Genomic DNA, 26,356 nt, shown 5'->3' with positions numbered 1-26,356 from the left:
ATGTTGACCCGGAACTAGGCCGCCGGCAACGCAAACGAGAACGTCGCTCCGCCATCCGACTCGTTGACGGCGGAGAGTTCGCCGCCATGCTCGCGGACAATGCCGTAGCTGATCCAAAGGCCGAGCCCGGTGCCTTCGCCGACCTGCTTGGTGGTGAAGAACGGCTCGAAGATATGGCTGATATGGTCCTTGTGGATCCCCGGCCCGTTGTCGGAGATCCTGAACAGGATCTCGTTGCCCCGGCGCGCGGCCGAGACGACCAACCGAGGCTGTTCGGTGTTCCGCATTGCATCGATGGCATTTTCGACGAGGTTGACGATCACCTGATGCAGCTGCCCTTCATTGCCCGAGATCCACAGGCCGGGCTCGACCTCGATCTGGACGTCCGCGCGCACGTGCCTGGTCCGGACGGCCCACAGCACGGCCGTGTTGATCAGCCGCTCGATGTTGACGCGCTCGACCTCGCCGAGCTTGCTGAAGGAGAGACGACGCAAATTCTTCACGATCTCGCTGATGCGAACGGCACCTTCCATCGTGCCCTCGATCAACGGACCGAAGTCGTCCAGGATGTCGTCGATGCGCAGGCTCTTCCTCAGCGCGGCGGGATCGCCGGCCTCGGTATTGCCATGGATCGCATCGAGATAGGTCATGATCGCCGTGCGATAGCGCGTCAGGGCGTGGATGTTGCCGTAGACGAAGCTGATCGGATTGTTCAGCTCGTGCGCCACGCCTGCGACCAGGCGGCCGAGACTCGCCATCTTCTCCTGCTCGACCAATTGCCGCTGCGCGCGCTGCAATTCATGATGGGCCTTGTGCAGCGCCTCGTAGGCACGGCGGAGCTCGCCGATCGGCCGCCCGGTCAGGACCACGCCGATGAAGCGTCCGCGATGGTCGTGCCTCGGCGAGCTGTTGATCGCAAACAGGTCCGAGCTGCCGCCATCGGCCGAAAAGCGCAGCTCGCCGTCGACCACATCGGATGTTGCGCGCGGCTTGAGAAGCGATGCCAGCTTGGCGGTGTCGGCGGCGTCGATGATATCGGCCATCTTCCTGCCGACGATCTCGTCATTGCCGCGGCCAAGCGTGCGCTGGAACGCGGAATTGACCTGCTGCACCAGCCCTTTTGCGTCACAAACAATGAGGATATCGGAGACGGACTCGATGACGTTGGTGACGAACGCCTGCGCCTCCTCGAGCTCGGCGTTCTTGTGCTCGAGGTCGACCTCGTAGCGCAGCAGGTCGGAATAGACCTCGTCCATCTTGCGGATGACTTCGATCCACGCGCCCTCGCGTTCGTGATCGAACTCGATCGCGCCGCGGCTCGTCACCAGCTTGAGGAGCGAATCCGCCTCGCTTGCGTCAGGAGAATGCGTCGCCTTTGACATTTTTTCTCAAGTCATACCTGGACAGCTTGTTCCTGAGGCCGACCCGCGACAACCCGAGCTCGCTGGCGACGCGGCTGATATTTCCGTCGTACCTCTCCAGATAGGTCATGATAACCGACTTCTCGAGATCCTCCACCTTGTCTTTCAGGGAGGCCGATCCGTTCAGCTTGCCGTTGGCGGGGCCGGGCACGGGCCGCTTTCCATTACGGCGGCCGAGCAGCGGCGGGGCACGCAGCTCATCCTCGTCGGCGAGCACGGCCATGCGCTGGATCTCGTTCTGAAGCTCGCGCACATTGCCTGGCCAGTGATATTTGGCAAACTCGTCCAGTGCCGAACGCGCGAACCGCAGGCTCGGCCGGTTGAACGAGGTCTTGACCACCGCCAGCACGCCCTCCGCAATCAACGGGACATCCATCGGACGTTCGCGCAGCGCCGGCATATGCACCGGGAACGCGGCGAGACGGTAGTAGAGATCGCGCCGGAAGCGACCGGCTTCGACCTCCGCTTCGAGATCGCGATTGGTGGCAGCGACCACGCGCACGTCGACCTTGCGCACGCGCTGTGCGCCGAGCGGCCGGATCTCGCCCTCCTGCAACACGCGCAGGAGCTTGACCTGGAATGCCGGCGAGGTCTCGCCGATCTCGTCGAGGAAGATGGTGCCGCCATCGGCAACCTCGAACAGGCCGATGCGATCCTGATAGGCGCCGGTGAAAGCGCCCTTCTTGCAGCCGAACAGCTCGCTCTCCAGAAGCTCGTCCGGCAGCGCGCCGCAATTCTCGACCACGAAGGCCTTGCTGGCTCGCGCCGAGCCGTAATGGATGGCGCGTGCCAGCAGCTCCTTGCCGGTGCCGGATTCGCCGGTGATCAACACCGAGATGTCGTAGTCGGCGGCACGCTTACCGAGCTCGATGACGTTGTGCATCGGGCTTTCCGCCGAATGCACGATGCGGTCGAAATCATAAAGCTGCTTGACCGCCCCGCGCTTGACCGAGACGACCTTCTTGATATGCCCCGACGTCGCCTTGACGTCCACGCCGGCGGTCTCGGTCTCCTTCTGAAGCCGATAGAGCTGCACCGCCTCCTTGACGGTCTCGACCAGCTGGTCCGGCTGCCAGGGTTTCGTGATGTATTGATAGATGCCGGCCTCGTTCAGCCCTGCGATGATGTCCTCGGAGTCGGAATAGCCCGAAATGATCATCCGCACCGGATCCGGCCAGAGCTCGCGCACGCGCTTCAAAAAGCTCACGCCGGATTCATGCGGCATCCGCTGGTCGCAAAGGATCGCGTGGACGATCTCGCCCTCCAGCAGCTTCTCCGCGTCGGCCGCGTTGCCGACGCAGAGCACCTCGAAATCCTCCCTGAGCACGCGCCGCAAGGCCTCCTGCGAGCGGACCTCGTCGTCAACGACGAGAATGGTTCCCTGAGCGCTCATGACGGCACCGCCATGGCAACGGGCCGCTCGGGCACCCGCCTTGACCGGTGGTTCGCGATGGTCAGCGGCGTGCGCGATTTCGGCACCTTGTGAATGAAGTTGTAACGCGCGACGTGGTAGCTCGGATCGAAGCCGTAGAAATTCTGTTTCATCCGCCGCAGTTCCTCATCGCGGTAGGTCTGCAAGGGCTTCTCGGCCTCGTCAGCCGCTCGCCGCTCCTGCTTGCCGGCAAGACGCGCGGCAAGGCCGGCATCCGACGCCATGGCGGCGCCGCGCTCAACGAGGCTTGCGTCCGCAAGCTCCCCGCCCGACAGCACGCGATCGACGATGCCGAGACGCTGGGCCTCCATCACGCCCATGGGAAGCCGGCATTGTGTGATCCGGGTCGCATTCGCAGCACCGGCGCGCCGCGGCAGCAGATAGGTCCAGTACTCCGAGCCGAAGAGATTGCCCATGTCCTTGTAGTGCGGATTGAGGACGACCTGGTCGCTGGCCCAGACCTCGTCGGCGGCGAGGCTGAGGAACACACCGCCCGCCCCGGCATTGCCGCGAATGACTGAGACGACAAGGCGATCGGTGGTCTCGATGATCGCGCGGGCGAGATCGTCGATGGCATTGATGTTACGCCAGGACTCATCGGCCGCGCTTTCGGCCGCCTCGATCTCGGCGAGGTGAATGCCGTTGGACCAGTAATCGCGGCCGCCGGTCAGCAGCAGCACTTTGATAGGGCGCGCCAGCGCAGCGCGATAGGCGCCGAGCAGGGCTTCGCAATCGGCGCTGCTCATGGCGCCGTTGTAGAAGGAGAACGCGAGCTCGCCGACCTCGCCAAGCTCGCGATATCGTATCGGCGCGTAGCCGCAACCGGGCCGATGCGGCAGATGGGTCGCCTCGGTCGCGAAGACCTTTGCGGCCGGCAGCTTCAGGCTTCTCGGCGCGAGCCGCCTGACATGGCCGATCCAGACCGCGCCATCGACCGTGGCACGCGCGAGGGCGCCGTCGCATTGTGCCACGACGGTGCCGGGCACGCCGGAAATGCCGTGCGCCTCGTGCGCATCGAACAGCCTGACGTCCTGAAAGAACAGGCTGTCGGCGAGCCCCGGCATGCCGTCGGCGCTGTCGATCTTGCGCAGGACGGTCGCCGTCGTGTCGTGCTGCCAGTCGATGGTCCGGTCCGCCTGCCGGCAAGGTCCGCGCACGCGAATGCGCGGATCGTCGCTGCGCATCGGCTGCGGAGCCGCGCATTCGGATTCGATCGCCGCGATAGCGTCGAGCACCGCAGCGACCGCGCATGACGTCACCTCGTTGCGATAGATGCTGGACTTGGGCGCGCGCCGCATCGGGAAGGTGCGGAACGCCCAGACCGGACCGGCGTCGAACTCACCATCCGCCTCCAGCACGGTGACGCCCCACTCGCAAGCCCCCTCCAGGATCGCCCAATCGAGCGCGGCCGGTCCGCGGTCGCCGGGCGGGCCGGGATGAACGATGAGGCAACGCACGCTTCGCCAGATGTCGTCGGGGATCGCCCGCTTCAGAAACGGCGCGATCACCAGATCCGGTCGATAGAGCGCCACGCTTTCGCGCGTGACGTCGGCATGGATATCGAGCTCGACCGAGACCTCGTGGCCGCGCTCGCGCAGCTCGACATGCAGCCGCTGCGTCAGGCTGTTGAAGGAATGCGATAGCAGCAGGATGCGCATCGTGGGCCTCAGCAGATCCTCGGGAGTTGCTCGCCGGAGAGCCAGTCAACGATCCGCCCGCCGCCGAAGGTCGTCGCCATCTGCACGAAATGATGGTCGTCGGCCACGGCCTCGCCGATGTCGGCGGCATCGCGGCCGAGCGGATGCGCCCGCATCGCCGCGAGCACGGTGTCGGCAACCTCGGGCGCCACGACCGCCACCAGCTTGCCTTCATTGGCGACATGGAGCGGATCGAGGCCGAGCAGCTCGCAGGCCGCCGCGACACCCGGCTTCACCGGAATGGATTCCTCCTGCAAGCCGAAGCCGAGATCCGATTGCTGGGCAACCTCGTTGAGCGTGGCGGCAAGCCCGCCGCGGGTCGGATCACGCATCAAGCGGATCCCCTTGCCGCCGGCGGCCACCATCTTCGCCACGAGATCGTGCAGCGAGGCCGAATCCGAGACGATCTCGGTCTCGAAGGCGAGGTTCTGCCGCTTCGACATGATGGCGACGCCGTGATCGCCGAGCGTGCCGGAGATCAGCACGCGATCGCCGACACGGGCCTTCTCGGCCGACAGATCGAGCCCGTCGGGCACCACGCCGACGCCGGCGGTGGAGATGAACAGGCCATCGGCCTTGCCGCGCTCGACCACCTTGGTGTCGCCGGTGATGATGTGGACGCCCGCGGCCCGGGCGGCTTCGCCCATCGATTCCGCGATCGCCTTGAGGTCGGAGAAGCGGAAGCCTTCCTCGATGATGAAGCTTGCCGAGAGGTAGAGCGGCCGCGCGCCGGCCATGGCGATGTCGTTGACGGTGCCGTGCACGGCGAGCGAGCCGATATTGCCGCCGGGGAAGAACAGCGGCGAGACGACATAGCCGTCCGTCGTCATCACCATCCGTCCGGCCGGCACGTCGAACGCCGACTGGTCGTTGCCGCGCGCCAGCCATTCGTTGCCGAAGGCCTCGTGGAACAGGCCCGAGATCAGCCGCGCCATGGCGCGGCCGCCGGAACCGTGGGACAGGTCGACGCAGCCGTTCCTGATGTCGAGCTTGCGCTGATAGGCCTTCATGACGCCCGCCTCTGCTGATGATCGCGGAAACGGCCATAGGTCCAGTGCGCAGCGCAGGCGCCTTCCGAGGAGACCATGCATGACCCCATCGGCGTCTCCGGCGTGCACACGGTGCCGAACAGCTTGCAATCGACCGGCTTCTTCACGCCGCGCAGGATGGCGCCACATTCGCAGGCCGGATTGTCGTCGACCCGCAGCTCATTCATCTTGAAACGGACTTCCGCGTCGTATCTGGCGTAACCGAGCTTCAGCTTCAGCCCGCTGTACGGCACCTGTCCGAGCCCACGCCATTCGAACTGGTCGCGCAGCTCGAAAATGTCGGAGACCTCCTCCTTGGCGCGCAGATTGCCGTCGCGGGTGACGGCGCGGCTGTACTGGTTCTCGACCTCGTGCCTGTGCTCGTTGACCTGACGCACCAGCATCAGGATCGCCTGCATCATGTCGAGCGGCTCGAAGCCCGAGATCACGACCGGCTTGCCGAATTCCTCGGCGAAGAACTCGTACGGCGCCGTGCCGATGATGGTCGAGACATGAGCGGGGCCGACAAAGCCGTCGATCTCGACCCGGCCGATATTGCGGATGTCGGGGCTCTCCAGGATGTTCTGCATCGCTGGCGGCGTCAGCACGTGGTTGCAGAACACGCTGAAGTTCGAAAGCTGCTTCTTCTCGGCGAGGCGGATCATGACCGCCGTCGGCGGCGTCGTGGTCTCGAAGCCGATGGCGAAGAACACGACCTCGCGTGCGGGGTTCTCCTCCGCGATCCCTAAGGCATCGATGGTGGAGTAGACCATGCGGATGTCGGCGCCGCGCGCCTTCGCCTTCAGCAGCGAGGCACCTTGCGAGCCCGGCACCCGCATCAGATCGCCATAGACGCACAGGATGATGTCGGGCCGCATCGCAAGGCGGATCGCCATGTCGATACGCCCAGCGGGCAGCACGCAGACCGGGCAGCCTGGCCCATGGATCATCCGCACGTTCTTCGGCAGCATGTCCTCGAGGCCATAGCGCGAGATCGCGTGGGTGTGGCCGCCGCAGAACTCCATGAACCGATAGGATCTCTGCGGAGCGGCCTCGGCGCGGATCGCCTTCGACAGCCCCAGCGCGATCTCCTTGTCGCGAAACTCGTCGGCATATTTCATGGCACGGCCCCCTGTCCCTCGGCGCTGAGCTCGCGCAACAACTCCAGTGTCCGCCGCGCTTCCTCCGGGTCGATCTTGGTCAGGGCGTAGCCGACATGGATGATGACATAGTCGCCGACGGCGAGATCCTCGATCAGGGCGACGGAAATCTCCTTGCTGACGCCGTCGATGGAGACGACGGCCATCTCGTCAGACAGGAGTTTCGTGACCTCCGCGGGTATGGCGAGACACATCAGACGTTTCCTTCCAGGCCTTGGTGTTCGAGGAGTTGGAGAGCGGCGACCCAGGCCTGCCCCAGGCTGAGGCCGCCATCATTGGGCGGCACCTGGCGGGGCAGCAGCGGCGTGAGGCCGGCCGCGATGCAGCCGCGCTCGATCTCGGCGCTGAGGATCGCGTTGAGGAAGCAGCCGCCGCTCAAGGCGACGGTCGTGATCCCGGTCTGGCGCGACGCGCGCATGATCCAGTCGACACAGGCGGCGGCAAATGTGCCGTGGAAGAGTTCGGCACCATCGACCGGATCGAGGCCATCGGCGAGACGTCCGAGCAGCGGGAGAAGCGAGAGCACACCATTTTCGATCGCCCAGCCGCCCGCCTCGACGCGCGGCCGGCCTACCTGCGCTTCCAGCTTCATGGCGGCCTCGCCCTCGTAGCTCTGCACGGCCTGGACTCCAAGCAGTCCCGCCACTGCGTCGAACAGCCGGCCGGCGCTGGTCGTCGTCGGCACGTCGCGCTGGTCGAGCAAGGCGGCCAGGCGCATCGCCTGCGGCTGCGCGGCAAAGCGGTGTGCGATGTCGGCGCCGCGCCTGAGGTCATGCAGCACGCTCGCGGCCATCCGCCATGGCTCGCGCGCGGCGCGGTCGCCGCCAGGCATCCTGAGCGGGGCGAGGTGGCCGAGACGCCGGAAGCGCGTGCCTTCACAGGCGAGAAGCTCGCCGCCCCAATTGCCGCCGTCACTGCCATGGCCGAAGCCGTCGAGCACCAGCGCGAGCGCGGGCCCCTCGACGCCGTGCTCCGCCATCGCGGAGGCCGCATGGGCGTGATGATGCTGGACGGCGATCAGCCGTTTTCCGCTGGCTTCGGCAAAGCGGGTCGAAGCCATGTTCGGATGCAGATCGTGGGCGACGACGACGGGATCGACGTCCAGCGTCGAGAGCAGATGCCGCACCGTCTCCTCGAAGAAGCGGACGGCTTCGGCGGTGTCGAGATCGCCGATGTGCTGGGAGACGAAGGCCTCGTTGCCGCGCGTCACCGTCACGGTCGATTTCAGCGCGCCGCCGACGGCAAGGACCGGCGGGACCGATCGCGCCAGGCGCACCGGCTCGGGAACATAGCCGCGGGCACGACGGATGAATTGCGTCCGGCCCGCCACGACGGACGCGACGGAATCATCGGCGCGGGTGACGATGTCGCGGTCATGGGTGACGATGAGGTCGGCGATGCCGGCAAGGCGCCGCTCGGCCTCGCCATTGTCGATCAGGAGCGGCTCGCCACCGGGATTGGCGCTGGTCGCAACGATGACCCAGCTCTCGCCGCTGCGGGGATGCGCCGATTGCAGGGCATGGAAGATCAGGCGATGCAGCGGGCTGACCGGCAGCATGACACCAATTCGCGTCAGTTTTGGCGCGATCGCGGGCGCGAGGCGCCGGCGCGAATTCATCAGCACGATCGGCCGCGCCGTCGTTTCGAGCAAGGCAAGCTCGGCAGCACTGGCCTCGGCGATCTCCGCGACCACAGCCTTGGAGCCCACCATCACGGCGAACGGCTTCTGGTCGCGGTGCTTGCGCTGGCGCAGTCGTGTTACCGCCTCATCATCGCGGGCATCGCAGAGCAGCTGATAGCCGCCGAGCCCCTTGATCGCCACAATGCTGCCCGCGGCGATCGCAGCCGCGATCTCCGCAATGCCATGGCTGAGCCGCGGGCCGCATTGCGGGCAGGCAATCGCCTCGGCATGGAAGCGGCGGCTCGCCGGATCGGCATAGTCTGCGGCGCAGGCCGCGCACATGGCGAAGCGCTTCATGGCGGTCGCCGCACGATCGTAGGGCAGCCGCTCGGCGATGGTGTAGCGCGGACCGCAATGGGTGCAGTTGACGAAGGGATAAAGGTGGAAGCGGCTGGCCGGATCGAACAGCTCACCCAGGCAGTCCGGACAGGTCGCGGCGTCCGCGACGATCCGGGTCGACACCCTGCCCTGCTCGCTGGCACGGATGCAGAACGCGCCGCTCGCGACGGCGCCGATCGGCTGCACTGAAATCTCGTCGATCCGGGCGAGCGGCGGCTTCTCCAGCGGCAGCGCCGCGACGAAGTCAGCGGCGCGCTCGCCCTCGATCTCGATGACGACGCCGTGCGGATCGTTGGCGACGAAGCCGCCGAGGCGGTAGCGTGTGGCGAGACCATAGACGTAAGGACGAAAGCCGACGCCCTGCACGGCGCCGCGCACATGCAGACGCAGCCTCTTGCCGTCTCGTGCCGTGGCCGCGCCGCTCATCATCCCTGCGCCACCATTCCGCTCTGCTTCAGCTTCGTCCAGCGCCTGCGGATCCAGGCGTAGAAGGCGGAAAATCCTTCGCCTGTGCGCGCCGACACCGTCAGCACTTCGATCTTCGGATTGACCCGCCGCGCATATTCGACGGTCCGGGCAAGATCGAAATCAAGCACCGGCGCGAGATCGATCTTGTTGATCAGCATCAAGGATGATGCTGCGAACATGTCGGGATATTTGAGCGGCTTGTCCTCGCCCTCGGTGGTCGAGAACACCACGATCTTGCAGGCCTCGCCGAGGTCGAACGCCGCGGGACAAACCAGATTTCCGACATTCTCGATAAAGAGGAGCCCGCCGTTCAGCCAGGGCAGACGGTCGTAGGCGTCGCCGACCATGGCCGCGTCGAGATGACAGCCCTTGCCGGTGTTGACCTGGATCGCCGCGACACCGGTGGCGCGGATGCGCTCGGCATCGTTGGAGGTCTGCTGGTCGCCCTCGATGACCCCGACGGGAAAACTGTCCTTCAACTCCGACACGGCGCGGACCAGGAGAGAGGTCTTTCCGGCGCCGGGGCTCGACACCAAGTTGAAGGCGAGTACCTCGTCGGCGCGGAAGCGGGCGCGATTGGCGGCGGCCAGGCTGTCGTTCTTGCCGAGAATGTCGCGCTCGACCTGGATGATGCGGTCGCTGCTCAGACCGGCAATCGTCTGCCCGGCCGGATTGGCGCCGCGATCGAGCAGGCCGGCGTCCGCGGGCGCCTGATCATGGACCGGGCCATGGTGATGTCCGTGACCGTGATGGTGATCATGGTGATGCCCATCGTGCACATGGTCGTGATCATGGTGATGCCCGTCATGCCCATGATGATGATCATGCGCATGTTCGATGGACGTCTTGCCGTCGCTACAGCCGCAGACCGTGCACATCAATCGACCTCCAGTTCCTTCACACGCATCTCTTCACCGCCGGTCACCTGCAATTGATGGCTGCCGCAGGACGGACACGGCTCGTAACGCTGCCTGATCTCGACGTTGGTCGAGCAGGCCATGCACCAGGCCGTCCCCGGCGTCTCGATGATCTCGAGCTTTGCGTCTCGCGCGATGGTGCGCGCAGCAACGGCCTCAAAGCAGAACTGTATCGCTTCCGGCGCAACGTGGCTGAGCACGCCGATCTCGAGGCACACCACCTTCACCTTCGAGAACGAGCGCTTGCGCGCCTCGTCCTCCACGATCCCGATAATGCCCTCGCACAACGCCATTTCATGCATGGCCGGCCTCGCGATAACTCAGACTGAAGCCGACGCAGGGATCGAAGGAATCGACCAGCGCGCGCACGGCATCCTGCCCCCGTCGCCCGGACGCGAGCACTGCACCCTTGAGGCTGCGAACCAGCGGCCCGCGGCCGTGAAAATTCCATTCGGTCGGCGCCAGGAATTCGAAGCGGACGATGCGGTCATCCCGGTCGAGCTCGACGGCATGATGGAGCCGGCCGCGCGCGCATTCGACCGCGGCCGCGCCCTTGCCACTGCCGAGACGATACGCCGCGACGGCGCTATCGTCGTGATCCTGCCCGCTGCCCTCAAGCCACGCGCAGAGCCGGGCGACTTCGGCGATCCGCGCCTTGAAACGCTCGGCAGGGCCCGCGCCCGGCGGCGGGACCGGCTGCCGCCCAATCCTGCGGGCCCAGACGCCGGTCTCGGGAATCCGGCCATGGAGGTCGGGCGCATCGGAAAAGTCCGCGCCGTCACGCGACAGCCGCGTGACGATGTCGAGGTCATCGGCCGCCGTCAGGAATGACGGCTCGGCCAGCGGCGACGTCAATGCCTCAGCGTCGAGGCCGGCGAGATACGCGGCGATCATGCTGCCGGGCGCGGGATCTTCACCCGCGATCCCGAGCTCGCCGAGAGCGGACTTGATCTGAAGCACCGCCTCGCGCCGCGGCGTCTCCGGCCCGCTTTCGTCGGCGCCGGCGCAGAGCACCGCGCCCGCCTGCATCATCGCGCGCACGGATGCCGCCCGCGCGCCGTCGAGCGCGAGCCGCCCGATGAACAGGCTTCGCAACAATTCCGTCAGCCGTTCGGCAATGACGGCCGTGATGCGGCGTCGCATCGTCATGGGCGCGGCATCATCGCCGCGCGCGGCTTCGACCGCCGAGAGATACGCCACCTGGTGCGCCACCGAGCAGAGCGAGAACAACCGCGGCAGCACCGGAAGCAGCGAGGCGGCCGGCTTTCCCGCGAACAGACGCGTCAACGGCGGCCGGCTCCGTGGCTCGACCTTGACGTCGGCGATCGCACCGCCCGACAGCAGCACGGTGATGGCGATCTCGTTACGGAAGGCCAGGTTCATCCGCCCCGCTCCGTCAGAACACCACGCAGGAAATTGCGCCGGTCGATCGCGGGCGTTGCGGAGGCGCGGCGGCGGACCGCTTCCTCGCTGTCAGCCGGCAGCATTAGCTCGGCGAGCGCGGCCTCGGCCGTTGCGATCGCTGCAGCCATGTCGGCGAAGGCGAACATCGGCGAGAACAGCGAGCAGCTCGCGATGCGGCCCACGGGCTCGACCTCGCCGAGCGCGAACTCGATGTCGCCAGCGGGCAGATGGACGCGCAAGCTTGCACCCATGGCATCCAGCGCCATCTGGTCCGCCGGCATCACCACGTTCATGAACCACGGCGTGACCATGATGCCGACGATCTGTCCGTTGAAGATGCGAAAGCCGACCGCCTCGACGCCGAGCGCATCGTTGTAGATCGGCAGATCACGCATCGCCCGCGCGCCGATCTCGCGATAGGCATCGGCCAGAAGCGCACCCCATGCGAGCGCATCGGCGTCGGTCGGCAGCCTGTGCGCCTCGGCCATCATGACTCGATCGCCATGAATTTGGATTTGGGCGCGTCGCAGTTCGGACAGTGCCAGTCCTCCGGCAATGCCGCGAAGGGCGTGCCGGGCGCGATCTGCGCCACCTCGTCGCCGTCCACGGGATCATAGACGGTCCAGCATATGCCGCATTCCAGCCGCGTGAGCTCGGCGACATCCTGGCGCAAACCGAAATTCTCGAATCCGCTCATTTGAAATAGGCCTCGATGATTTCCTTGAGGCGCTCGGCCGAGTCCTCGAAATCCTCGTCCGCCGCGATCGCGACCGTGGGCACGCCGCCGACCTCGAGCGTATCGAGGATGATGGTGTCCATGGCGTTGAAGAACTGCACCGACCAGACATTGCGGATTCCGGTCGCAAGCACACGGCAGGTGCCGTAACCGCGCGAGACGAGCTGGATCGGCCCGTTCCCGATCGTCTGCTGCAGGAAGCTCATGTCGATGGGACTCATCGGCAGCAGCGTGAAATTGATGATCTGCGAGCGGGTGCCGGGCCGCCATGCCAGCGCCCGCTCGCGGATCTCGGCGAGCACCGGCAACACGTTCATGGCGCCTTCCGGCGGCTGCCCGATCTCGAAATCGGCGGATGTCAGATCGGCGGCCGCGCGCTTCACGATCTCGGGGATCGCACCGACCTCGAGATATTCGTGATGGCCGTCGGTCTCGATCCTGATACGCCAGAGACCGGCGAGCACCGATTCCTGAATCTGCGCAAGCGAGCCGTCCGGCAGCGCAACGACGCCGGCCACCTCGCCCTCGCCGAGCACGTCGGCGATCAGACGGCGCTCGAGATCGTTGAGATTGCCAAGCCGGAACAGCTGCGTCGGCGCATCGGCCTTCTGCCCGGCGATCACATCCGCCACCTTCGACAGCAGCTCCACCGCATTGGGGCAACTCCTGGCGAGCTCGGCGCTATCCAGCGTGGCGAGCTTGGCCAGGGCGCCGGCCGCCGTCAGGCTGCCGCTGGCGGCATTGAGACTCTCCTCGCCGATCGGAAACACGCTGATCGGCTGCTCGGCGCCTTCCGGCGCAGTCCAGAAACCGGCTTTCATAGTTCGACACCCTGTCCGCGATGCTGAGGAATGATGGTGGCCGCCACGGCCGCGCTGTGTCCGCGCGGGCGGTCGATCAGCTTGGTGATGCGATCGATGTAGACCGACCAGTCCTGGATCTTGGCGATCAGCCCGAGCGTCTCGCCTTTGGCGACGAAGATCAGCGTTGGTTGCACGCGCACGCCAAAGCGCTGGCCGAGCTCGCTCTCGGCCGCGCGCGCGATCACCGCACCGCGCAGCCGCCCCTGGAAGGCGTCGATCAGCTCCGGCAGCACCACCGCAACGTCGACGGCCTCCGGGAAGCGTTTGGGGTCACCCGCTGACAGCAGCACCGCGACTGCGCCGGCCTCGTCGGCCTCGTCGGCCGCGCCGAGAAACCCATCGACCGTCGCGACATCGATCTCGGGCAGGCCGCGCCGCGCCAGATCCTGCCTTCCCTCCTGGAATTCCATCAGACCTCCCCCTGACAAGCTTATGATTCCGCTCGGATTAGAGGTTAGCAAGGCACGTGCCAGGATCGACTACCGTCTTTCCGGATTTATCTCATTGATCTGGATCAGATATTTTCCGAGGCGGGCGGCAACGCAAGTTTCAATGAAAAGATACTTTGCATATCGAGCGAGAACTATCTTTGCATATAGAAAGCCACCTTCCAGCCGCGTTGCGGCTCGCGCAAGCCCGGTCCGAGTGCTGCTGTCGTGGCGCTTGAAGCGGGGCGGCTGCTAGTCGAGCCGAAGGTGCTCGGGGAGTTGCGGCTCGCGGTCGATGAGGTCGGCGAAGAAGCGGTCGCAATCCTCGCCGTTGAGTGCCGCGCCGAGGCCTTCGATCGCATCCGCGATCAGGCGCGCCTCCGCCTCATCGAGCAGCCGGATCGCGGTGTCGATATAGACCAGCACCTTGGCGCCGACCGGAGGATTGGACAGCAGCAGCATGGAGACACGACGCTGCTCGCCGCGGAATTCGCACAGCGCGGAGACGCCATCCGTCTCGACAATCGTCATCGGCACGCCGAGGCACATCGCGCTTGTCTCCGAAGGTGGTCAGGCCGGCCGCATCTCGTAGCTGAGATGATCGATGTCGTTGGCGAGCAGGCGCTCGGAGGCCGGCAACGGCTCGCTGCGCGGGGGCACCGCGATGCCCCACCCGGCCAGCACCTCGCAGGCGAGCGCGATCGCCGGCGCGATCTGGTCGCGCACCGGCTGCGTCAGCGGCCCGCCCCAGTCCTCAAGGTCGAGCGGCTGGCAGCCGATCAGCGCCAGATGCTTCGGGCAACGGCCGAGCAGGTCGGCCGCGGAGATCACCTCCTGAAAACCGGTCTGGTGCAGGCTCATCTTCTTGGCGCCGGTGAAGCGCGGCACCTCGTCGTCGCGCACGAGCTTCAAGCGTCCCGGCTCGAGCCCGTAATCGATCGCGTCGAACACGATCAGGCAGTCGGCCTCCTCGAGATAGTTCACGAGGTAAAGCCCCTGCGTGCCGCCGTCGAGGATGGTGACGTTGTCGGGCACGGCATAGCGGCGGTGGAATTCCTCCACCGCGCGCACGCCAAAACCTTCATCGGCCCACAGGATGTTGCCGATGCCGAGCACCAGGATACGGTTCGCTTGCGAGGATGTCGGCATCGGTCTCACTTCTCTTGTCAATCGCGGAACTGCCGCTCGCCCGAGACCATCGAGGAGATGATGCTCTGGCGCGACATGATGTCTTCGCGGATCGCGGCATAGATGTGCACCAAGACGAACATCACCAGCGCCCACATGCCGAGATGATGCCAGGTGTGCACATCCTGGCTGTTCGGCCAGATCGCGAACACCCAGCCGAACAGTCTGTGCTGCCAGCTGTCGATCCCGGTGCCCTCCGAATAGAGCGCAAAGCCGGTGACGATCATGAAGGCCACGAACAGCGTGAAGCCCGTGAACATCGCGGTCTGCGCCAGCGGATTGTGGCCGACATACATCTTCGGCTCGCGCTCCAGGAACGCGTACCAGCGGATCTCGTGCAGGACCTCCTTCCAGAACTGCTTGCGGTGCACGGGAATGTAGAAGATCTGCCGCGAATGATGATTGCCGACAAAGGCCCACAGGATGCGGGCGAGGAAGAACACCGCCAGCACCTGCCCCGCCGCGAAATGGGCGAAGCGGATATAGCCCATCACGAAGTTGTCGGAGGCCTCGCCGGCGACCGTCGGCAAGGGCGTGCCGATCAGATAGCCGGTCACCATCAGGACCAGAATTGAGACCGCGTTCACCCAGTGGCAGATCCGCACCGGCGCCTCGTAGACGTAGACGGTGGGCCGGCCCACCGCCTGTTCTCCGGCGGCGTCGGCAGCAATCGCCGTCAGGTCCGGCTTGGCTTCGGAGGTCGGAGCAACTGCATCCATCATGGTGTCCCCCTCCCTATCTGACCTTGACGGTCGCCATCTCCTGACCGTCCGGGCTCATCACGTGGGTCGAGCAAGCCAGGCACGGATCGAAGGAGTGGATGGTGCGCAGGATCTCCAGCGGCTGCTCCGGATTCGCCATCGGCGTATCCATCAGCGAGGCCTCGAAGGCGCCGATATTGCCCTTGGGATCCCGCGGCGAGCCGTTCCAGGTGGTCGGCACAACGCACTGGTAATTGTCGATCTTGGTCTCCTTGATCTTGATCCAGTGCGCGAGCGCGCCGCGCGGCGCCTCGGTGAAGCCGTAGCCCTTGGCTTCCTTCGGCCAGCTCTCCGGCTTCCACTTCTCGACATTGGCGGTTGAGCTGTCGCCGGCCTTGATGCGCGCCACCAGCTTGTCCTGGAAGTAGCGCATCTGGTGCGCGGCCCATTCGCATTCCAGCGCGCGCGCGGCGGTGCGCCCGAGCGTGGAGAACAGGGCGGACACCGGCAGGCCGAGCGTCTTGAGCAGCTTCTCGGTCGGCTCCTTGAACTCGGGCTTGTTCTGGGCGTAGCCGATGATGTAGCGGGCCAGCGGCCCGACCTCGACGGCGTTGCCGCGCCAGCGCGGCGCCTTGATCCAGGAGTACTTGCCGCCCTCGTCGAGCTCCTTGATGTCGGTCTTGGTGCCCTTGGCGTTGGGGCCGAGCACGTAGTTGGGCTCGGTGACGCCGTCCCAGGGATGCAGTCCCTTGGACTCGTCGGGGTATTTGTACCAGGAGTGCGTGACGAACTCCTGGATCTGCTCGGGATCGCCGTGATCGATCGGCAGCACCTCGTTGAGGTTGCCGTTGAGGATCACGCCGCGCGGAAGCTTCAGGCTCTTCGTGGAGTAGTCGTTGGCCGTCTCGGGGATGTCGCCATAGGACATCACGCTCTTGCCGGACAGACCGCCGCCATAGAGCCAGTCCTTGTAGAACGAGCCGATCGCGACGACATCGGGCAAGTACACCTTCTCGGTAAATTCGATGCAGCGATCGATGATCGAGGAGACGAGGTTGAGTCGCTCCATATTGATGGCGCCGACCGCACCGGTGCCGTCGACGTTGATGGCGCAAGGCACGCCGCCGACCAGCCAGTTCGGATGCGGGTTCTTGCCGCCATAGATGGTGTGGACCTTCACGATCTCCTTCTGGAAATCGAGCGCCTCGAGATAATGCGCGACCGCCATCAGATTGGCTTCGGGCGGCAGCTTGTAGGCGGCATGGCCCCAATAGCCGTTCTTGAACGGACCGAGCTGGCCGGACTCGACGAACTTGGTGAGCCGGATCTGCAGGTCCTTGAAATAGCCGGGCGAGGACAACGGCCAGGACGAAATCGACTGCGCCAGCACCGACGTCGCCTTCGGATCGGCCTTGAGCGCCGACACGATGTCGACCCAGTCGAGCGCATGCAGGTGGTAGAAGTGCACGAGGTGATCGTGCACCTGCAGGCAGAGCTGCATGATGTTGCGGATCGAGTTGGCGTTGTCCGGAATGGTGATGGAGAGCGCGTTCTCGACCGCACGCACCGAGGTGAGCGCGTGCGTTCCCGTGCAGACGCCGCAGATCCGCTCCGTGAACGCCCAAGCGTCGCGCGGATCGCGGCCCTTCAGGATGGTTTCGATACCGCGCCACATCGTGCCGGTGGAGACCGCGTTGCGAATGACGTTGTCGGCGTCGACATTGACCTCGACGCGCAGGTGACCTTCGATCCGGGTGAGCGGATCGACGACCACGCGCTTGCCGGAATTGTCGAGATTGAACCCGTTAGGTGTCTGGATGCCCATCGTTTGCGCTTCCTGAAATCGATTAATGATCTTGCTTGGTGTCTTCGCGCTTGCTGGCGAGCCGCTTCACCGCTGTCACCGCCGCATGCGCCGCGACCGCGGCTCCGACGGCGCCGGCCGCCGCCATGCCGATCTGGTCGGCGTTCTTCTCGATGCCGAACTGCTTGATGTTGGTGAGGCGGTCGTAGAACGAGCCCTTGTCCCAGAAGCCGTCCTCCGAGCAGCCGATGCAGCCATGGCCCGACTGGATCGGGAACGATACGCCGCCGTTCCAGCGCACCGTCGAGCAGGCGTTGTAGGTGGTCGGCCCCTTGCAGCCCATCTTGTAGAGGCAATAGCCCTTGCGCGCGGCCTCGTCGTCCCACTCCTCGACGAACTGGCCGGCATCGAAATGCGGGCGCCGGTAGCACTTGTCGTGGATCCGCTGCGAGTAGAACATCTTCGGCCGGCCCTGCCGGTCGAGCTCGGGCAGCTTGCCGAAGGTGGTGATGTAGGTGACGACGCCGGTCATGACTTCCGCGATCGGCGGACAGCCCGGCACCTTGATGATCGGCTTGTTGGTGATGACCTTGTCGATCGGGGTCGCCTGGGTCGGATTGGGCTTGGCTGCCTGCACGCAGCCCCAGGAGGCGCAGGCGCCCCAGGCGATGATCGCCATGGCGTCCTCGGCCATCACCTTCAGCTTCTCGACGAACGGCTTGCCGCCGTCGATGCAGAACATGCCGCCCTCGTTCAGCGGCGGATTGCCTTCGACCGCGAGAACATATTGTCCCTTGTACTTGGCCCGGGTCTCCTCGAGGATCGCCTCGGCCTGGTGACCGGCGGCGGCCATGATGGTGTCGTCATAGTCGAGCGAGATCATCGACAGCACCGCGTCCTTCACCAGCGGATGGGCGGAGCGGATGAAGCTCTCCGAGCAGCAGGTGCATTCGAGGCCGTGCATCCAGATGACGGGCACGCGCGGCTTGGTCTCGAGCGCATTCGCAATTCGGCTCGCCGCGAGCGGGCCGAGCCCGAGGCTCGTCGCCGTCAGGCTGCAGAATTTGTGAAAGCTTCGACGCGTGATCCCTTGCCGCCTGATCACGCTGTAGAACGTCTCCGTCGCCGCGCCCATGAATCCTCCCGTCTTCGGCTTTGACTTTTCGATTCCCAAGGACAGCAAGAAGCAGGCCAACAGTCTGGAGTGATTCAAAAGTGAAACGATTCCAGAATGTTGGGGTTCGAATTCCGCGCGCAGGCGATACGCGAGGACGCTGAAACGACGAGAAGCGGAAACAACTCGATTTGCAGGCGGCAACGAAGTTTCCGGAATCTCGCCGGAAATATCTTTCCTAAAGCGCGATGAGATTCGGATGGATCGTCATCGCGCTTTAGATTGTTGCTTACGCATGATCTTTCCGGAAAACCGCTTCGCACTTTGCGCTAACGCGGCCCTTCGGGTCCGGATCATGCTTTAGTGCGCAGTGCACACCATGCAGGGATCGAATGAGCGGACGATATGCTGGATCGCGACGGCACGCGGTCCGGCATCGCCGACATCGGTACCGACCAGCGCCTGCTCCAGGGGACCGCCGATATCGAACGAATCGCGCGGCGAGAAATTCCAGGTGGTGGGCGCGATAATCTGGTAGCGCTCGATCTTGCCGTCACGCACGGCCATCCAGTGCCCGAGACTGCCGCGCGCGGCCTCGACCAGCCCGACGTAAGCGCCGTCGGGCATCGCCTGCGAGGGATTGCAGAACGGCTCCGACAGCTTCAACGCGCGGGTCCACTGCTCCATTGCGAGCGCGACGCGCGCGAGCTCGACCAGTCGCGCGATCACGCGGGTGCGGACGTTGGTGCCGCCGGCCCCGACGAGATCATTGATCAGCGGCTGCCCGGCAACCGTCTGGCGCGCGATCGCGCCGACCTCGATGGGCTGACCCGAAAGTCGCGGCGCCTTGCACCAGCTATAGGCGCTCGCCTTGTCCGGGTCCGGCACGGTGGTGCTGTGCGCGGGATCGGCGGATGAATCCCGCATCCAGGCGTGCGAGACGTCCTCGGTGATCCGCGCCAGCGGCAGCGGCTCGATCATCGCTCGCGGCCCGAACAGGCCGCGCGGAAACAATTCGCCGTCGGCACCATGATAGGCGCCATAGCTCATCAGCAGTCCCGGGCCCTTGCCGAGCTCGCTCAGGGACAGCGCGTCCGCGAGCCGAAGGAAATGCGCGAAATCGCCGCCGCGGCCGTCCCGCCAGCGATCGAGCTCTTCGGCGGTCGAGATCGCCAGCACGTTGTCCAGCGTATCCGCGAAGACAATACGCTCCAGGAAGGAGCGGAAGGCGGCAGCGATCGAGAATAGCCTCACGCGCTCACCGAGATCGATCGCCCGCGTCGTGCCGCCGGGCTGGAACGCCAGGCTGTGCGGCCATTTGCCGGCGATGATGCCCATGGTCTCGAGCAACCGCGCCCGCGCCGGCAGGGCATCGCGCGCGGCACTGCCGCGCGTCGCCGCAAAACGTTCGCGGGTCGCCTCGTGCCAGGGGTGCGCAGCATAGGCCTCGCGGGCGAAGTCCGGCATGAAGAAGATGTAGAAATGCGTGAGGTGATCGGCGGCATTCTCGGCCGCATGCGCGATGTTGGTGGCGAGCAATCCGTTCGGCGCAGCATCGATCGCCATGGCGTGGCGAAGCGCGGCCGCAGCCGCCACCGATTGCGAGACCGAGCAGATGCCGCAGATTCGCGGCGCCAGCGCCAGCGCATCGAGCGGCGGACGCCCTTCCAGGATCTGCTCGAAGCCGCGATAGAGCGGCGCCGTGACCTCGGCCCGCGCAACGCGGCCGCCCTCGACGTCGAGCCGCACCTCGAGATCGCCCTCGACGCGGTTGAACGGACCGATCGTGATCCTGGTCATGGAGTGCGCTTGCCCGTGGGGCGGCCGGGCGGCACGACCACGTGATCGGCGGTCGCGTTCAGCCGCACGCGCCGCGGCGTTGCCGATTTCGACAAGGCGGCGAGCGCCACGAACCAGGCTTTCGGCATGTCGGTCGGCAGGCCGACGGGGATACCGGCAAGCTTGGCGGTCTCCAGGAAATTCTGCGCGCCCTCGAAGCCCGGCGAGGTACAGGCGATACAGGCATAGCCGCCCTTGGTGCAGGAGCCGCCGCCGTTCCATGAACGCTGATTGCAGTCGCCGACCGCCTGCGTCGCCTTGCAGCCGAGATGCTCCATCAGGCAGCCGCGCTCGGACATCGTCTCCGCGCTGGCCTTGAACTCGTAGAACTCGTTGCGCGAGCACCCGTGGTGAGCAAGATGGTTGGCGATGAATTTCGGCCGCCCGTAGCCATCGAGATCGGTCGCGGACAGGTCCTTGGCCGTCAGTGCCAGGATGGTTTCCATCATCCAGCCCGGATGCGGCGCGCAGCCGGCAACGTTGATCACCGGCAGGCCGAGCCGGGAGCGGAAGCCGGCACCGAGCGCGCCGCCGGACTCGGCACCCTCGAATTGCAGGCCGACCGCGTCGGTCGGGTTGATTCCCGCCGCCGGCACACCGCCATAGGCGGCGCAGCTTCCGACTGCGACCACATAGTCCGCGCGCGGCGCGAGATCGAGCATCCAGCGATAGACCGAGCGGCCGGTGCCCGCGAGCATGTTGAAGCGGCCGCTGTCGTTCGGGCCGCGCGCGACCGAGCCTTCGAGCAGCAGCAGGTCGAGCGGCACCTCGCCGTCCAGCACCGATTGCAGCACCTCGACCGCTTCCTCGCCGGTCTCCTCGCTGACCGAGGGATGCCACAAGAGGTTGATGCCGAACTGCCTGAGCTCGTCGAACCAGCCGGAGGCGCCGCTTTCCAGGATCGACATGGTGCAGCCGCCGCAGCTTGCGCCCTGCAGCCAAAGCACGTTGGTCATCCCATCCGATCGGCTCATGGCTCCTCCTGAAGGCCCCAATCCCAAAGCCCCCGAGCATCGGCCGCTCGTAGCACAAGAGCAAGGCCCCGGCTTGAGGGAACTCAATCATGTCCGGCCGACGTCCCGCCGTCGTGCTTCAGGTGCCGCTGGCGGATCCGGTGCGTGACGATCCAGACCAAGCCGACCGCCACCGGCACGAACAAGGCGGTCGCCAGCGACGGCTCGACATGCAGGCCGCCGTCATGCGCGCCCTTGGCAAGATAACCGAACAGGCTGACGACGTAGTAGCCGATCGCCGCCACCGACAGGCCCTCGACCGTGCTTTGCAGGCGCAGTTGCAGCTTGGTGCGCTCGTTCATCGAACGCAAGAGGTCGCGGTTCTGCTCCTCGAGCTCGACGTCGACGCGGGTGCGCAGGAGGTCGGCGGCGCGCGCGAGCTTGATCGACAAATCGGCCTGGCGATCCCCCAGGGCTGCACAGGTCCGCATCGCCGGCGCCATCCGGCGGGCAAGAAACGACGACCAGGTCGGATAGCCTGCAATCTCGCCGCCCTCGATCACCGCAAGGCGCGCCTGCACGATGTCGTAATAGGCCCGGCTGGCACCGAACCGGAACAGGCTGCCGGCGGCGCCGCGCTCGAGCGTGGCGGCAAGCGCGGTCAGCTCGGTCAGCAGGTGGTTGTTGAGCTTGAGATCCGCCGAGCCCTGCATCTCCTCGAGCACCTCGACCAGCCGGCGCCCGATATGATCGACCGAAGGCGCCAGCTCGAGCGCGGCCGGCAGGCCGAGCAGCGCCAGCGTTCGATAGGTCTCGATCTCCAGCACGCGCTGCACCAGCGCGCCCAGACGGCCCGGCGACAGGCCGTCGTTGCAGACCAGGATGCGCACAAAACCCTGCTCGTCCGCGCGGAAGTCGGAGGCGACGACGGCCGGACCGCTGCGCACAGTCGCCATGGCGAGGCTGCCCCTCTCGAACAGCTGCTCGGCGCGCTCGACCGCGGCCGATGTCTGCTCGACCTCCAGCTTGAGCGCGACCAGCAATTGCCCGGTCTGCGGCAGCGCGCGGATCAGCGCGGCGAGCTGTTTGTCCATGGCGCCGAACGGCTGCGCGGAGCTCGCGCGGCTCCAGATCCAGGTGAACGTCGTGAATTCAGAATGCTGCTCCCAGCGCAGCATGATTGCGCCGATCGTCACCTGATGGTGTTTGGCCGAGACCTCCGGCGCGGGCAGCCCTTGCGCCGCGCAAAAAGCCGCAAAGCTTTGCCGATCGGCGGCGGCGACATCGCCCTGGCTGAGAAACGCAAAACGCAGCACGCCGAGCGGGGCGGTCAGCCGCGTGAATGGGCGGGCGTGCACCTCGCTCAGCACCGCATCGCGCTGCGGATGCAGCGTAAAGTCGGCGAGATCTGGACCATTGCTCATCGACACGTCCTCGGCTCCTGGTTGCACGGTACGCCTCTTCTAGAACGTCCCGGCCACAGTCAGGCGGAACGTCAGCGGCTCGACCGGGTGCAGCACGTAATCCATCACCCCGTTCTGGCACACGATCGTCGGCGCCGCACCTGACGTACAGAGATTGTAGAGCGTATCGGTCTTCAGCAGGGAGCCATAGGCATAAGTGATCTGATTGGCTCTTGTATTCAACAGATTGAGCACGTCGAGCTGGATACGCCAGCCATTGTCGGCGCGATAGCCGAGGCGTCCGTTGAAGACGCTGGTGGCAGACGAGCGGAACGCATTATCCTCCGTCAGCGGGCTGGCGGCGAGATAGCGCCAGCGTAAGGTCCCGAACCAGCCGGTCTTCTCGCCGAGCGTGATGCCGGCCGATGCCACCATGGGCGGCGCGTTCGGAATGTAATTGCCGGGCGCGTTGCCTATTTGCGCCTCCGGATAGCCGGCGAGCGAGGCATAGACCGCGGCCTGGTCGCCGTCATAGCCGCGAAAACGCGCATGGGTCATCGCAAGATCGACGTCGACATCGATCCAGGATCGCGGACGGTAATGGTTGGTCCACTCGAAACCATAGCGGCGGCTGGCGCGTCTCGCCTCGGTGTCGCCGGCGTCGCCAGCGAACAGGATCTCGGAATCCTGGTCGAGGATGAAGACGCTGAACGAGGTGTCGAGACCCGGAACGATTTTGCTGCGAACACCGACCTCGGCGCCTCGGGTGCGCACCAGCAGCGGGGAAGGCGAGAGCTTTGTCGCGGGATCACTGGGGTCTTCGGTCGTCGTGGCGCCGCGCGCGTCATTCGAGTGCATGCCGTAGCCGGCGCCGAGAAAGAATTCGGTCTGGCTGAAGGGACCGAGCACCATCCGGAGTTTAGGACTGCCGAGCGAGACATTCACGTGGCCGGAATTGTTCGAATTGAACAGCGAGCTCACGTTTGCCGCATAATAGTCGCCGCGCCAGCCGACCGTGGTCCGGAGCCAATCGGTCCAGCGTACGGTGTTCTCGGCATAGAGGCCGATACTGCCCTCGCCGACCTTGTCGCTGCGGACATTGGAGAGGAAGCTGCGCTGGAAGGTGTTGGTCAGCGCCAGATCAATCGCGTCATAGCGCGATTGCAGGCCGAAAATGGTCTGCATCGGCAGGCCGGCGAACGAGCCGTTCAGGGTGCGCGAGATGTTCGCGCCGGCCATCAGACGGTCGTCATGCTGGTGAAATTGGTCGCCGAACACGGGGTCGGTGAGGAAATAGGTGAAGTTGTTGTAGAGGTCGAGCTGGCTCTTCACGACATAGGCATTGGCCTTCCAGGCGCCGAGATCGTCGCTCTGCGCGACGCGGCCCGAGAGCGCGAAGCGGTTGGTGTTGCCGCCATCGGTGGGATCCTCCGAGCCGAAGCGGCCGCGCTGTCCGGCGGCGATCGCGCGCTGCGGCACCTGGTCGGTGGAATTCCATCTGTTGACATAGGCCATGCCGGTGACAGAGGCGCCATCGGTCGCGGTGCCCTGGGTGTAGCGCACCAACCCGTTCAGCTTGCGCACATTGTCCGGGTTGTCCCAGGGGCCGTTGTAAGTGCCCAGTTCGCCGGCGACGAGCAACGAACCATCGCCGGCCTTGGCGGAGTCCGTGCCGAGCAGCCGGCGATAACCGAAGCCGCCGGCCGTCACCTGCGCAAGGCCCTTTTCGGTGCGGTCGATCAGGCCGATATGGACGCTGCCGACCGATGCAAAATCGCCCTCGTCGGCGAAATACGGCCCCTTGCGAACATCCATCGCACCGATGGTCTCCGGGATCAGCCAGTTGAGATCGGCATAACCCTGGCCATGGGCGTGGGTGCGCATGTTGACGGGAACATCGTCGACATAGATGGCGAGATCGGTGCCGTGGTCGAGATTGTAGCCGCGCAGAAAATACTGGTTGGCTTTACCCTCGCCGGAGTGCTGGGTCACGATCAGCCCCGGCACGGCTTCGAGCACCTCGCCCGGCCGCGCGAAGGGACGCGCATTGAGCGTTTCACCGGAAACGGTGAGCTCGCTCGCCATGCCTGGAGAGCCCTTCGTGCCCGAGGCGACATTGCCGGCATCCGAGACAGGCGGTGCTGCCGGAGAGACGAAGATGCGGCGATCGGTCGACGCCGGCTTTGCGGCGTGTCGCGATTGAGGTGGCTTCTTGCGACGCGGCACCTCGCCGCCGTCGATCAGGATCGGCGGCAGCTCACGGGAGGAACCATCTTCCTGGGCGCGGGCGTGTCCGCCATCACTGACGAGGATGCAGGTTACCAGGACCGACAGCGCTCCGCATCGTCGCCCGGTCCAGGCGCTATCATGCCGCCTCGGTCGCATCGGCGCAGTCCAGCGGTTCAGGCGCGGCACGACGCGCATCATCGGTGAATGCGCGGCGATAAAGCACGACCGAGGCGAACCAGGCGAGCGCGAACAGCGCAATCACGGCGAAGCCGAAATTGGCGAGCGAATCGTTGAGGCCATCGACCAGCGCCCACAGCCCGCCGGACAGGCCGAGCCGGTCGCTGACCAGCCCGAGCGCCTCGATGCCGCCGATGAACAGCGCAACCGCGACGGAGGCCCCGGTGACGCCGAGGTTGTACCAGAGCTTGCGACAGGGATCGACGAAGGCCCAGCGATAGGCGCTGGCCATCAGCGCGGAATCGGCGGTGTCGACCAGCGCCATGCCTGATGCGAACAGCGCGGGAAAGACCAGGACATCGACGAGCGACGCGCCGTGCGTGGCTTCGCCGGCCGAGATGCTGAGCAATCCGATCTCGGTTGCGGTGTCGAAGCCGAGCCCGAACAGGAAGCCGAGCGGATACATGTGCCAGGACTTCGTCACCAGACGAAACATGGGCCCGAGCAGCCGCGCGAGAAATCCGCGGCTCGCAAGCAGCGCTTCGAGGCCCTCCACATCGTGAACGCCATGCTCGCGCGCCATGTGAAGAGTCCGCCACAGGCCGGCGAAGATGGCGACGTTGATGGCCGCGATCACCAGCAGGAACAACGCCGACACCGAGGTGCCGATCAGGCCGCCGATCTCCTTGAGCAGGCTGTCGCCGCCGAGGCTCACCACGCCAAGCGCAAGCAGCGTGGTCGCGACCACAACGACGCTGGAATGGCCGAGCGCGAAATAAAGCCCGACGGATCGCGGCGCAACGCTCGCATGCATCAGCTTGCGCACCACATTGTCGATGGCAGCGATGTGGTCGGCATCGACGGCATGGCGCAGGCCAAACACCCAGGCGAGCAGCGCGGTCGCCATCGCGGCCGGCCGAGCGCCGAACAGCGCGAAGGCAAAGGCCCATGCGATGACGTTGGCGGCAATCAGCCCGCCGAACAGCAGCACGGTGGCGGGCTCGACCACCCGCGAAGACAACTTCGTCACTTGCTGCATCGGCCCGAGCCCCGCGGTATGATCATTGTCTAGAACTGTCATACTGAGGAGAGCAAAGGCCAGGCCACTCCCGGCGCGTGCTCCAGGACGCCAGCGACGATGGCTGCCAACGTGTAGTCATTGCGAGGGAATTTGGCGCCGGGCGCGTCAATGCACGGAGGCGAAGCGCGACGCCTCTGCTGGCAAGATGCTATCCATCGGAGTGGCAAGTTGACCGGTGGCCCCGTTCGGACGAGGGACCTTCGCAGCTACGCAAAAGGGCCTCGCCTCGCCGCCAAACCCGGTCGGCGGCGCCCGAAGGATGCGACGGGAATAACCTGCTCACATAACGAGAT

The 26,356-nt window shown here is 65.7% G+C and carries 24 protein-coding genes; all 24 read right to left on the bottom strand.

The features are described from left to right. Positions 1 to 14: 14 nt before the first annotated feature. The 24 genes from JQ635_RS06505 to JQ635_RS06390 all read right to left on the bottom strand — a co-directional run bounded on the left by JQ635_RS06505 (position 15) and on the right by JQ635_RS06390 (position 26,021). On the bottom strand, positions 15 to 1,382 hold the full coding sequence (locus JQ635_RS06505; RefSeq protein WP_211409047.1) for a sensor histidine kinase: 1,368 nt from the start codon (positions 1,380 to 1,382) through the stop codon (positions 15 to 17). Then, a complete protein-coding gene (locus tag JQ635_RS06500; protein WP_211409046.1) occupies positions 1,357 to 2,814 on the bottom strand; it encodes a sigma-54-dependent transcriptional regulator in 1,458 nt (485 codons plus the stop codon). The genes JQ635_RS06505 and JQ635_RS06500 overlap by 26 nt, the downstream gene beginning before the upstream one ends. Further along, positions 2,811 to 4,511: a hydrogenase maturation protein gene (locus JQ635_RS06495; RefSeq protein WP_211409045.1), complete on the bottom strand. Its 1,701-nt coding sequence runs from the start codon at positions 4,509 to 4,511 to the stop codon at positions 2,811 to 2,813. Before JQ635_RS06495 ends, JQ635_RS06500 begins: the two co-directional genes overlap by 4 nt. A gap of 8 nt (positions 4,512 to 4,519) precedes the next feature. After that, complete coding sequence (gene hypE / locus JQ635_RS06490; protein WP_211409044.1) at positions 4,520 to 5,560, bottom strand: hydrogenase expression/formation protein HypE; 1,041 nt, start codon at positions 5,558 to 5,560, stop codon at positions 4,520 to 4,522. Next, the gene (gene hypD / locus JQ635_RS06485) at positions 5,557 to 6,699 is read right to left on the bottom strand and encodes a hydrogenase formation protein HypD (protein ID WP_211409043.1); all 1,143 of its coding nucleotides are present in this window, start codon (positions 6,697 to 6,699) and stop codon (positions 5,557 to 5,559) included. The genes hypE and hypD overlap by 4 nt, the downstream gene beginning before the upstream one ends. Then, the gene (locus JQ635_RS06480) at positions 6,696 to 6,932 is read right to left on the bottom strand and encodes a HypC/HybG/HupF family hydrogenase formation chaperone (protein WP_211409042.1); all 237 of its coding nucleotides are present in this window, start codon (positions 6,930 to 6,932) and stop codon (positions 6,696 to 6,698) included. Before JQ635_RS06480 ends, hypD begins: the two co-directional genes overlap by 4 nt. Next, positions 6,932 to 9,184 carry a carbamoyltransferase HypF gene (gene hypF, locus JQ635_RS06475; RefSeq protein WP_211409442.1) on the bottom strand — a complete coding sequence of 751 codons (2,253 nt, stop codon included), beginning with the start codon at positions 9,182 to 9,184 and terminating at the stop codon, positions 6,932 to 6,934. Before hypF ends, JQ635_RS06480 begins: the two co-directional genes overlap by 1 nt. Beyond that, the gene (gene hypB, locus JQ635_RS06470) at positions 9,184 to 10,104 is read right to left on the bottom strand and encodes a hydrogenase nickel incorporation protein HypB (protein ID WP_211409041.1); all 921 of its coding nucleotides are present in this window, start codon (positions 10,102 to 10,104) and stop codon (positions 9,184 to 9,186) included. The genes hypF and hypB overlap by 1 nt, the downstream gene beginning before the upstream one ends. Beyond that, entirely contained in the window at positions 10,104 to 10,445 is a 342-nt protein-coding gene (hypA, locus tag JQ635_RS06465; RefSeq protein ID WP_211409040.1) for a hydrogenase maturation nickel metallochaperone HypA, read from the bottom strand. The genes hypB and hypA overlap by 1 nt, the downstream gene beginning before the upstream one ends. Continuing rightward, complete coding sequence (locus JQ635_RS06460; RefSeq protein WP_211409039.1) at positions 10,438 to 11,526, bottom strand: nickel-dependent hydrogenase large subunit; 1,089 nt, start codon at positions 11,524 to 11,526, stop codon at positions 10,438 to 10,440. The genes hypA and JQ635_RS06460 overlap by 8 nt, the downstream gene beginning before the upstream one ends. Then, complete coding sequence (hybE, locus tag JQ635_RS06455) at positions 11,523 to 12,038, bottom strand: [NiFe]-hydrogenase assembly chaperone HybE (protein ID WP_211409038.1); 516 nt, start codon at positions 12,036 to 12,038, stop codon at positions 11,523 to 11,525. Before hybE ends, JQ635_RS06460 begins: the two co-directional genes overlap by 4 nt. Continuing rightward, positions 12,035 to 12,244 carry a rubredoxin gene (locus JQ635_RS06450; RefSeq protein WP_211409037.1) on the bottom strand — a complete coding sequence of 70 codons (210 nt, stop codon included), beginning with the start codon at positions 12,242 to 12,244 and terminating at the stop codon, positions 12,035 to 12,037. The genes hybE and JQ635_RS06450 overlap by 4 nt, the downstream gene beginning before the upstream one ends. Continuing rightward, entirely contained in the window at positions 12,241 to 13,104 is an 864-nt protein-coding gene (locus JQ635_RS06445) for a hydrogenase expression/formation protein (RefSeq protein WP_211409036.1), read from the bottom strand. The genes JQ635_RS06450 and JQ635_RS06445 overlap by 4 nt, the downstream gene beginning before the upstream one ends. Beyond that, complete coding sequence (locus JQ635_RS06440) at positions 13,101 to 13,556, bottom strand: hydrogenase accessory protein (protein WP_211409035.1); 456 nt, start codon at positions 13,554 to 13,556, stop codon at positions 13,101 to 13,103. Before JQ635_RS06440 ends, JQ635_RS06445 begins: the two co-directional genes overlap by 4 nt. Positions 13,557 to 13,826: 270 nt before the next feature. After that, the gene (locus JQ635_RS06435; RefSeq protein ID WP_211409034.1) at positions 13,827 to 14,123 is read right to left on the bottom strand and encodes a HypC/HybG/HupF family hydrogenase formation chaperone; all 297 of its coding nucleotides are present in this window, start codon (positions 14,121 to 14,123) and stop codon (positions 13,827 to 13,829) included. Between the two features lie 21 nt (positions 14,124 to 14,144). Further along, positions 14,145 to 14,723, bottom strand: coding sequence for a HyaD/HybD family hydrogenase maturation endopeptidase (locus JQ635_RS06430; RefSeq protein ID WP_211409033.1), 579 nt, complete (start codon positions 14,721 to 14,723; stop codon positions 14,145 to 14,147). Positions 14,724 to 14,740: 17 nt separating this feature from the next. Further along, a complete protein-coding gene (gene cybH, locus JQ635_RS06425; RefSeq protein WP_211409032.1) occupies positions 14,741 to 15,484 on the bottom strand; it encodes a Ni/Fe-hydrogenase, b-type cytochrome subunit in 744 nt (247 codons plus the stop codon). Between the two features lie 13 nt (positions 15,485 to 15,497). Beyond that, positions 15,498 to 17,288: a nickel-dependent hydrogenase large subunit gene (locus JQ635_RS06420; RefSeq protein ID WP_211409031.1), complete on the bottom strand. Its 1,791-nt coding sequence runs from the start codon at positions 17,286 to 17,288 to the stop codon at positions 15,498 to 15,500. A gap of 22 nt (positions 17,289 to 17,310) precedes the next feature. Further along, positions 17,311 to 18,402 carry a hydrogenase small subunit gene (locus tag JQ635_RS06415; protein ID WP_211409030.1) on the bottom strand — a complete coding sequence of 364 codons (1,092 nt, stop codon included), beginning with the start codon at positions 18,400 to 18,402 and terminating at the stop codon, positions 17,311 to 17,313. A 339-nt stretch (positions 18,403 to 18,741) separates the two neighbouring features. After that, a complete protein-coding gene (locus JQ635_RS06410) occupies positions 18,742 to 20,181 on the bottom strand; it encodes a nickel-dependent hydrogenase large subunit (RefSeq protein ID WP_211409029.1) in 1,440 nt (479 codons plus the stop codon). Then, positions 20,178 to 21,194 carry a HupU protein gene (locus tag JQ635_RS06405; RefSeq protein ID WP_211409028.1) on the bottom strand — a complete coding sequence of 339 codons (1,017 nt, stop codon included), beginning with the start codon at positions 21,192 to 21,194 and terminating at the stop codon, positions 20,178 to 20,180. The genes JQ635_RS06410 and JQ635_RS06405 overlap by 4 nt, the downstream gene beginning before the upstream one ends. Positions 21,195 to 21,277: 83 nt before the next feature. After that, positions 21,278 to 22,597 carry a DUF3422 family protein gene (locus JQ635_RS06400; protein WP_211409027.1) on the bottom strand — a complete coding sequence of 440 codons (1,320 nt, stop codon included), beginning with the start codon at positions 22,595 to 22,597 and terminating at the stop codon, positions 21,278 to 21,280. Between the two features lie 39 nt (positions 22,598 to 22,636). Beyond that, positions 22,637 to 24,961, bottom strand: coding sequence for a TonB-dependent receptor (locus tag JQ635_RS06395; protein WP_211409026.1), 2,325 nt, complete (start codon positions 24,959 to 24,961; stop codon positions 22,637 to 22,639). Beyond that, complete coding sequence (locus tag JQ635_RS06390) at positions 24,942 to 26,021, bottom strand: HoxN/HupN/NixA family nickel/cobalt transporter (protein WP_211409025.1); 1,080 nt, start codon at positions 26,019 to 26,021, stop codon at positions 24,942 to 24,944. Before JQ635_RS06390 ends, JQ635_RS06395 begins: the two co-directional genes overlap by 20 nt. Positions 26,022 to 26,356 lie beyond the last annotated feature (335 nt).

The sequence above is a fragment of the Bradyrhizobium iriomotense genome, assembly GCF_018130765.1.
GTDB classification, from domain to species: domain Bacteria; phylum Pseudomonadota; class Alphaproteobacteria; order Rhizobiales; family Xanthobacteraceae; genus Bradyrhizobium; species Bradyrhizobium iriomotense_A.
The sequence above is the reverse complement of the archived record's forward strand: the minus strand, read 5'-3'. Positions and strand labels throughout refer to the sequence as shown.